The organism is Peribacillus sp. NPDC055009, assembly GCF_053608705.1.
The window spans coordinates 92,061-99,855 of the sequence record NZ_JBSGVZ010000019.1; the positions used below are offsets into that span (position 1 = coordinate 92,061).

At 42.9% G+C, this 7,795-nt stretch carries 7 protein-coding genes, 9 tRNA genes and 1 rRNA gene; 1 reads left to right on the forward strand and 16 read right to left on the reverse strand.

The window, feature by feature from the left end; translation table 11 throughout:
• Positions 1-18: 18 nt before the first annotated feature.
• From glmM to sigW, 5 genes are all read right to left on the reverse strand, one after another.
• Positions 19-1,368: a phosphoglucosamine mutase gene (gene glmM, locus ACWF5P_RS22315; protein ID WP_101225662.1), complete on the reverse strand. Its 1,350-nt coding sequence runs from the start codon at positions 1,366-1,368 to the stop codon at positions 19-21.
• A gap of 56 nt (positions 1,369-1,424) precedes the next feature.
• Positions 1,425-2,789: a CdaR family protein gene (locus tag ACWF5P_RS22320; protein ID WP_101225661.1), complete on the reverse strand. Its 1,365-nt coding sequence runs from the start codon at positions 2,787-2,789 to the stop codon at positions 1,425-1,427.
• Positions 2,782-3,606 carry a diadenylate cyclase CdaA gene (gene cdaA, locus ACWF5P_RS22325; RefSeq protein WP_034304935.1) on the reverse strand — a complete coding sequence of 275 codons (825 nt, stop codon included), beginning with the start codon at positions 3,604-3,606 and terminating at the stop codon, positions 2,782-2,784. The genes ACWF5P_RS22320 and cdaA overlap by 8 nt, the downstream gene beginning before the upstream one ends.
• Positions 3,607-3,810: 204 nt before the next feature.
• On the reverse strand, positions 3,811-4,434 hold the full coding sequence (locus ACWF5P_RS22330) for a zf-HC2 domain-containing protein (protein ID WP_452445307.1): 624 nt from the start codon (positions 4,432-4,434) through the stop codon (positions 3,811-3,813).
• 16 nt (positions 4,435-4,450) lie between these two features.
• Positions 4,451-5,014 carry an RNA polymerase sigma factor SigW gene (gene sigW, locus ACWF5P_RS22335; protein ID WP_048685727.1) on the reverse strand — a complete coding sequence of 188 codons (564 nt, stop codon included), beginning with the start codon at positions 5,012-5,014 and terminating at the stop codon, positions 4,451-4,453.
• A gap of 172 nt (positions 5,015-5,186) precedes the next feature.
• Here sigW and ACWF5P_RS22340 point away from each other — a divergent pair, with 172 nt between their 5' ends.
• Complete coding sequence (locus ACWF5P_RS22340; protein ID WP_101225659.1) at positions 5,187-5,372, forward strand: aspartyl-phosphate phosphatase Spo0E family protein; 186 nt, start codon at positions 5,187-5,189, stop codon at positions 5,370-5,372.
• Positions 5,373-5,509: 137 nt separating this feature from the next.
• Here ACWF5P_RS22340 and rocF read toward each other — a convergent pair whose 3' ends face one another.
• From rocF to rrf, 11 genes are all read right to left on the reverse strand, one after another.
• On the reverse strand, positions 5,510-6,412 hold the full coding sequence (gene rocF, locus ACWF5P_RS22345; RefSeq protein WP_101225658.1) for an arginase: 903 nt from the start codon (positions 6,410-6,412) through the stop codon (positions 5,510-5,512).
• 207 nt (positions 6,413-6,619) lie between these two features.
• Positions 6,620-6,695, reverse strand: a tRNA-Ala gene (locus tag ACWF5P_RS22350).
• Positions 6,696-6,716: 21 nt separating this feature from the next.
• Positions 6,717-6,788, reverse strand: a tRNA-Gly gene (locus ACWF5P_RS22355).
• A 3-nt stretch (positions 6,789-6,791) separates the two neighbouring features.
• A tRNA-Gln gene (locus ACWF5P_RS22360) sits at positions 6,792-6,866 on the reverse strand.
• Positions 6,867-6,970: 104 nt separating this feature from the next.
• Positions 6,971-7,054: transfer RNA gene (locus tag ACWF5P_RS22365), tRNA-Tyr, on the reverse strand.
• Positions 7,055-7,072: 18 nt separating this feature from the next.
• Positions 7,073-7,148, reverse strand: a tRNA-Thr gene (locus tag ACWF5P_RS22370).
• 15 nt (positions 7,149-7,163) lie between these two features.
• Positions 7,164-7,239: transfer RNA gene (locus ACWF5P_RS22375), tRNA-Val, on the reverse strand.
• Positions 7,240-7,256: 17 nt separating this feature from the next.
• A tRNA-Glu gene (locus ACWF5P_RS22380) sits at positions 7,257-7,331 on the reverse strand.
• A 31-nt stretch (positions 7,332-7,362) separates the two neighbouring features.
• Positions 7,363-7,435: transfer RNA gene (locus tag ACWF5P_RS22385), tRNA-Thr, on the reverse strand.
• Positions 7,436-7,438: 3 nt separating this feature from the next.
• Positions 7,439-7,513, reverse strand: a tRNA-Asn gene (locus ACWF5P_RS22390).
• A gap of 45 nt (positions 7,514-7,558) precedes the next feature.
• Positions 7,559-7,674, reverse strand: a 5S ribosomal RNA gene (rrf, locus tag ACWF5P_RS22395).
• Positions 7,675-7,795 lie beyond the last annotated feature (121 nt).

The following is a 7,795-nucleotide window of genomic DNA, read 5'->3' on the forward strand; positions in this document are numbered from 1 at the left end:
TTTTATGCATAGGATTGGTTATTCGTTTATTCCCATTTCCGCTCTTACAACTGCGACGATGCGATCTACATAATTAGTGCATTCCTCAACTGTCGGTGCTTCAGCCATAACACGGACTAGCGGTTCAGTACCGGATGGTCTCACCAAAATACGGCCATTTCCGTTCATTTCCCCTTCAACAGCCTTGATGACTTCCTGTACCTTTTCATTATCGGTTACAGCGTGTTTATCGGTAACTCTGACATTGATCAGCGTTTGTGGATATTTCTTCATCTCGCCAGCAAGCTCCGATAAGGTTTTTTGGGTATCGCTCATGATGTTCACAAGCTGTAGACCCGTCAATAAGCCATCACCTGTCGTGTTATAGTCCAGGAAGATGATATGTCCGGATTGTTCACCGCCAAGGTTATAGCCGCCTTTTCGCATCTCCTCGACCACATAGCGATCACCCACTGCCGTCTGGGCGCTTTGTATGCCATGCTCTTCAAGACCTTTATAAAAACCAAGGTTGCTCATGATCGTAGAAACCACTGTTCCCTGTTTCAGACGGTTATTTTCTTTCAAGTATTTAGCACAGATGTACATGATTTGGTCGCCGTCCACGATATTTCCTTTTTCATCTATGGCAATGACACGGTCTCCGTCACCATCGAAAGCAAGTCCAACATCCGCACCTTTTTCTTTTAAGAATTCAGCAAGTGCTTCAGGGTGGGTGGAACCTACCTTATCATTAATGTTCAATCCATTTGGCGATGCCCCCATAGTAGAGATGTCTGCATCAAGATCTGCAAACAGGTGCATGGCCAAGGCAGATGTCGCCCCATGTGCACAATCAAGAGCAACATGAATGCCTGTAAAGTCTTCATCCACTGATTGTTTCAAGTACTGGAGATACTTTTGCCCTCCTTCGAAATAATCGTTCAAATGGCCTAAATCTCCGCCAACCGGGCGTGGAAGTTCATCCTTTTCCATATCTAATAGTGCTTCAATTTCCGCTTCTTGGTCATCGGATAACTTAAACCCATCCGGTCCAAAGAATTTAATGCCATTATCCGCTACCGGATTATGCGAAGCGGAGATCATGACACCTGCTTCAGCACTTAAGGCCTTTGTTAAATAGGCAACTCCCGGTGTCGAAATGACCCCAAGGCGCATCACTTCAGCCCCAATGGATAAAAGACCGGCAACAAGCGCACCTTCCAGCATTTCACCTGAAATACGAGTATCGCGCCCTATCAGCACTTTGGGTTTTTCTGTATTTCTAGTAAGAACATAGCCACCAAAACGGCCTAGTTTAAATGCCAACTCCGGTGTTAATTCGCTATTCGCTATACCCCTTACTCCGTCTGTTCCAAAATATTTACCCATCTTTATCGCTCCTTCTTCGAATCGTTACTGAATTAAATGATGTTGTTAAAGCAAGGTCATGTCTCTTCGTCTTTTTGTGTGATGGTGACCGAGATCGTTTCAGAATCCAGTTCCCATTCCATTCCCTCAGGCACTGATACCGCCAAATCCACATCATGCGTACCTTCATCTAAATTACTCACATCTACTGTAAGATTAATGTCGTCTTTAGTTATTTTCTTCAAATCATCCGCCTCACCAAGCAAAGTGATGCTAGTTACATCGGATTCCAATTCGGCATTTTGGCCATCCTGTATGCCCACAGGCACAATTTGTATATTGTTGAAAGTTTTGGACTCAACGGCAGCCGTTTCATCTTTTTCTTTTTCTTCTTCTTTTTCGACTACTGGCTCTTCTTGTTTTTGTTCAGTTTCAGGTTCTTCCTCTTCTACGACTGGCTCTGAACTCTCTTCATCCACATCAACTTTCTCGGTGCGAATCTTGACCTTTGCCTTACCCAAGGACATTTTTTGTACACTTTCCGGTTTATTAAGATCGAGTTCCAATTCTGTATCACCATCGATTTTCGAGATATTTACAGGAAGATTTATTTCATCTATTTTCTCCAGTTCCGATTCCGAACCGAATAAGGTGACCTCTTTTGGGTCGACACTCATACTTGTGATCCTGATGCCATCCTTTGTCTTGCCAGTTTGCTTCGGTTCTATCGAAACCGTCTTGGAAGGAATGCTCACTTTTAAGGAAACGGCAACTGAAGATGGCTCGATCGTCACATCCAGCTTATTCAAGTCTCTGTCCAGGGCTTTAACGGTAGCCTTGGCGTTCACCGTTTCGCTAAGCCCCTTACTTATTTCAAGGTTTGCCTTTACATACGAAATTTGTTCAATCGCATCTTTAGCACCCGTAATTTTGACAGTTTTCGGGCTGACTGTTGGCTGACCAGCGGTATAACCCTCTTCAAGTAAAGAGCTATTATACTCGGCTTCAACGGAGAATTCCTTCGTCACCCGTTCCTGAACGTTGACTTCGGCATATTCCGGATCGATCGTCGCCACTAACTTTTCATTCAACTCACTTATTTTAAATGTGACAGTTCTGTCCCCCATTGAGATTGCAGGATCGGAAAGGTCTACATACACTTTAAAGTCCCTTTGATTTTTCGCATTTATCAAGAGGCTTTTTGCTCCCTTAAGCGTAACATCAACCGTCTCCGGCACTCCGCTCACCACTAGATTCTCACGGTCATAGTACACTTCAACCGGTACATTTTCGATGGTCTCCGTACTGATTTCAGGGGCTGTCGATAAACCAAGCGATTTTTTATCCGACTCCATCTCAAAGTTAATGGAAATGAACAAAAGTGCTGCCAAGGCGAAAGCTACGATTCTCATAAACCAAGCGCTATTGGTGAATTTATCCATTCTTTTTCCCCCTCCAGTTAAAGATGCTTGAGGAAGTTGATTTGATGTTTTCCACTACCAGTTCACTTGTAAGCATGGCCCTAAATGATTCTTGATTCAAATCCCGGTAAAGTTCCCCGTTTTTAGTGACGGATATTCCTCCCGTTTCTTCTGAAACGACAATCGTAAGACTATCCGTAACTTCACTCATGCCTATGGCTGCCCTATGCCGTGTACCAAGTTCCTTTGATATGAATGGACTCTCTGATAATGGCAAATAGCAGGCCGCAGCCGCCACCTGGTTATTTTGCAAAATAACTGCGCCATCATGGAGCGGCGTATTAGGGATGAAGATATTAATGAGCAGTTCTGAAGAAATGTAGGATTTCAGGGGTATCCCCGTTTCAACATAATCCCCAAGCTCCGTACCTTTTTCTATCGTAATCAAGGCTCCTATACGCCTTTTTGCCATATAGGTGGACGCCTTTAGGATTTCCTCGACTAAACGCTCTTGCTGATTCTCTTCTGGAACGGTGCCCCTTGCAAAGAGCTTCCCGCGTCCTAATTGTTCAAGTGCCCTTCTCAGTTCAGGTTGAAAAATGACGAGAATCGCCAATACTCCCCAATTCATGACTTGTGCCATTAACCATCCGAGTGTATTGAAACCAAACAGGTTGCTTAAGCTTTTTACAATGACAATTACAAAAATTCCTTTTAGCAGCTGAATAGCCTTCGTGCCTCGAATAATAGTTAACAATTTATATATCACAAACCATACAAGGAGAATATCAATGAAATTTACTACATAGTCCCAAACAGTCAAATTGGTTAAAGACATGTTGTTTCCTCCAGTCAGTATTACTCCAAATACCAATTACAATCTTTATACGATAACCTTAATAGTATACCATTTTTTAAATGATACATCTAAAAACTAGTGTGAGAAATTTACACAGGAAAAAAGAACCATGAATAATGGTCCCCCAAAAAATAAAGCTGGGCGAAGTCACCTTAAATGAAAAACGGTGCCCTCACCCAGCTTCTATTCCCTATTCTCATCTTTAGCAGGAACCAACGAGGTTGCAGTGTCCTTTACTTTATACCACATCCACTCAAAAGCTTGGTCAATAACATGGATGCTCCCAGTCACATTCCCTGCCTTAGACATATATTTATGCCCATTTATGACTGTTACATCTCCCTCTACTTCACCATCTATTTGAATGTTACCATTTTGAACTACCACATTTCCCTTGATTGTCTCACCCTCAGGCACAATCACCGTTTCACCATCGACCACTAAGTTAGGCTGCTTTGATACTGAAAAATGTTCGTCCTGATTATAAGTCGAAAAAACAGATCCTGTCATCAATATGATGAACATCGCTGCCGCTGTCATGAAGGGATGGCTTTTGAACCAACGTTTGGCACCTGTTGTTTTCGTTTCCTTTGGCAATTGAGCCATAACCTTTGATGTAAAGTCATCCGGGGCCTTTATATGGGAAGTGCTTTGTACAAGAGCGACCGCCTTTTTCATTTCATGAAAGTAATCCCGGCATTCAGCACAGTTATTCAAGTGCTCCCGTAAAACCTCTTTATGCTCCGGTTTGATGTCCTCATCTAAATAATCATGCATATATTCAATGATTTCCTCATGGCAGTTCATTTTTCTCACCTTCTTTTTATAAATGGCGTAGTTGTTTACGCAAGGCTTCCCGACCGCGATGTATCCTCGTCTTAACCGTACCGACCGGCAAATCGAGTATTTCACTGATTTCCTTTAGTGATAGCTCTTCAATATACTTCAATACTATTACCGATCGGTATTTCTCGGGCAATTTCATTATTTCCACTTGAATCGTTTCCTGCAGTTCTAAAGATTCAACTTCTTCCTCGGGTTTCGCCATATCCGATGCAATTTGGGAATACATATTCAATCCCTCTGTTCCTGCCACCTCTGCATCTAGATAGTAGTCCGGTTTTTTCTTGCGAAGCCGGTCAATACAAAGATTGGTCGCAATCCTATATAACCATGTAGAAAATTTCATTGTTATATTGAAACTCCGAATATTCACGTAGGCCCTTACAAAGGCCTCTTGCGCCAAATCTTCTGCTTCTTGCCTGTTTCCGAGCATCCTGAAACATATTTGGAAAACTTTGTCCTTGTAAATTTCGACAATTTCCCCAAATGCATTATGGTCTCCCTTTAATACTTGATTAATTCTCTCTTTAATGAGTGCATCCATTTTCCGGTATTACCCCCGCTCATGCGGCTATACGATTACTACGAATCGTAAGCTAAAAGGTTTCAAAAATTTAATACATTAATTTTAACAAAGTTTTACATTTTATGTTTAAGAAAAAAAAAACAGGGCTATATAGTAAGAAATTGTAAAATTCAAGGGAGTGATTCTCTATATGACTGCTGAACAAATTTTAGACCATATTGAACAATACAGACAGAAGATGATGTTTTTGGCTTCCCGTTCTTCGATGGTGGATAATGAGGTTGTTGAAGTTAGCAGCAAACTGGATTCTTTAATCATCCAATACATCCATTTAACTAAAAATGGAGATCCCACAGACAGAAGTGCTCTAAAGTGAACACGGATATACGATTGCAACCATCTATCTATAACTATGTTCCTGTTACATACACCCTGGAAAATAAACCTACGTCTTCTAGCATATAAAAAACAGTAACCCATTACAAGCCGGTTACTGTTTCTTTTAATTTTCAGTTATAATAATTTTTCTCCAAATAGGGAACCCATTAGGGCCACGGCAACGATCGCCGTCTTATTTCGCTCATCTAAAATGGGATTCACCTCTACGAATTCAGCTGATGTAATCAAGTTGGATTCCGCAAGCATTTCCATGGCCAAATGACTTTCCCGATAGCTTATACCACCAATCACCGGTGTGCCCACTCCGGGTGCATCTGCTGGGTCAACTCCATCCAAATCCAATGAAAGGTGGACGCCATCCGTTCTTTCCCTTAGGTAATCAATGCATTCTTCCATGACCCGTGTCATTCCCAAACGGTCAATCTCATGCATCGTGAATACCTTAATCCCTTTCTCACGGATAAGTTCTTTTTCTCCTTCATCCAATGACCTTGCCCCAATTATTACGATGTTTTCCGGTTTCACTTTTGGAGCAAAACCATGGATATTGATTAGGTCCGGATGTCCAAGCCCGATACTGACAGCCAGGGGCATACCGTGTATATTCCCGGATGGTGAAGTATCTTCCGTATTTAAATCCCCGTGTGCGTCGTACCAAATCACGCCTAATTTTTCATAATGCTTTGCGACTCCTGCCAGTGTACCTATGGCTATCGAATGGTCTCCTCCCAATACAAGCGGAAAGGAGCCTCCTTCTATTATTTCATCAACTTTTGTTGCAAGCAGGGTGTTACCCTTTGCTACAAGCTGTAAGTTTTTTAGATTTGTCCCAGGCTCATCTGCACTTTCAGGACGCCCCACAATTATATCTCCTAAATCCTCTACTTCTATATTCAATCTTTCAAGCCGCTCGACAATCTCTGCGCAGCGAATGGCACTAGGTCCCATATCCACCCCTCGCCTTGCTTGACCAAGGTCCATAGGCAACCCGATGACGGAAATTTTCTGAATAGACATACAATTCCCCCTTTCCACCATTTTATATCGTATATGCCGGTTGGTTCAACTCGACATTTCCATGTATAAAGATGCACGTTTTCCTATCACATATGTTTTTGGTGAAAAACGATCTTTCCTGGGATTAGTATACCCAACTAGCCTTAAACAAAAAAAAGTCTTAAACCATTTTTGGCTTAAGACGTAAGTTTTGGTGTATGTAGTTGATGGTGGAGCCTAGCGGGATCGAACCGCTGACCTCCTGCGTGCAAGGCAGGCGCTCTCCCAGCTGAGCTAAGGCCCCTAAGGGATATGAAATATATTAAGCGGAAGACGGGATTCGAACCCGCGACCCCAACCTTGGCAAGGTTGTATTCTACCACTGAACTACTTCCGCAAATGGCTGGGCTAGAAGGGATCGAACCTTCGCATGACGGAATCAAAATCCGTTGCCTTACCGCTTGGCTATAGCCCAATATATGATATGCAATAATTAATATTCAACAAAATAAAAAGGTGGTAATCATATAATTCCCCAATATAGAGAATATATAACTGATCCACAGGATTTTATTAAAATGGTGGAGGGGGGCAGATTCGAACTGCCGAACCCAAAGGAGCGGATTTACAGTCCGCCGCGTTTAGCCACTTCGCTACCCCTCCGCAATATATGGTTGTAAGTGGTGCCGGCAAGAGGACTTGAACCCCCAACCTACTGATTACAAGTCAGTTGCTCTACCAGTTGAGCTACACCGGCAAGTAAAGAATAAAATGGTGGAGGATGACGGGATCGAACCGCCGACCCTCTGCTTGTAAGGCAGATGCTCTCCCAGCTGAGCTAATCCTCCGGATTAATGATTTAAAATGGTGACCCGTACGGGATTCGAACCCGTGTTACCGCCGTGAAAGGGCGGTGTCTTAACCGCTTGACCAACGGGCCGAACTGTTTTGTGTTCATAGATAGATTGGGAAGCTCCCAAGCGGATTCGAACCGCTGACCTCTTCCTTACCATGGAAGTGCTCTACCTACTGAGCTATGGAAGCATATGGCTCCGCAGGTAGGACTCGAACCTACGACCGTTCGGTTAACAGCCGAATGCTCTACCACTGAGCTACTGCGGAATAATATAATGTTTCCTAAAACCCATTTGAAGATTTAAATGAACAGCCTGGCAACGTCCTACTCTCACAGGGGGAAACCCCCAACTACCATCGGCGCTGAAGAACTTAACTTCCGTGTTCGGAATGGGTACGGGTGTGACCTCTTCGCCATCATTGCCAGACTATATTCATTTTTGAAGAGTTTTCATTCCTTCAAAACTAGATAATAAGAAGGTATTTCATTTTTTAAAAAGCGTTGGTTAAGTCCTCGATCTATTAGTATCAGTCAGCTCCACATGTCGC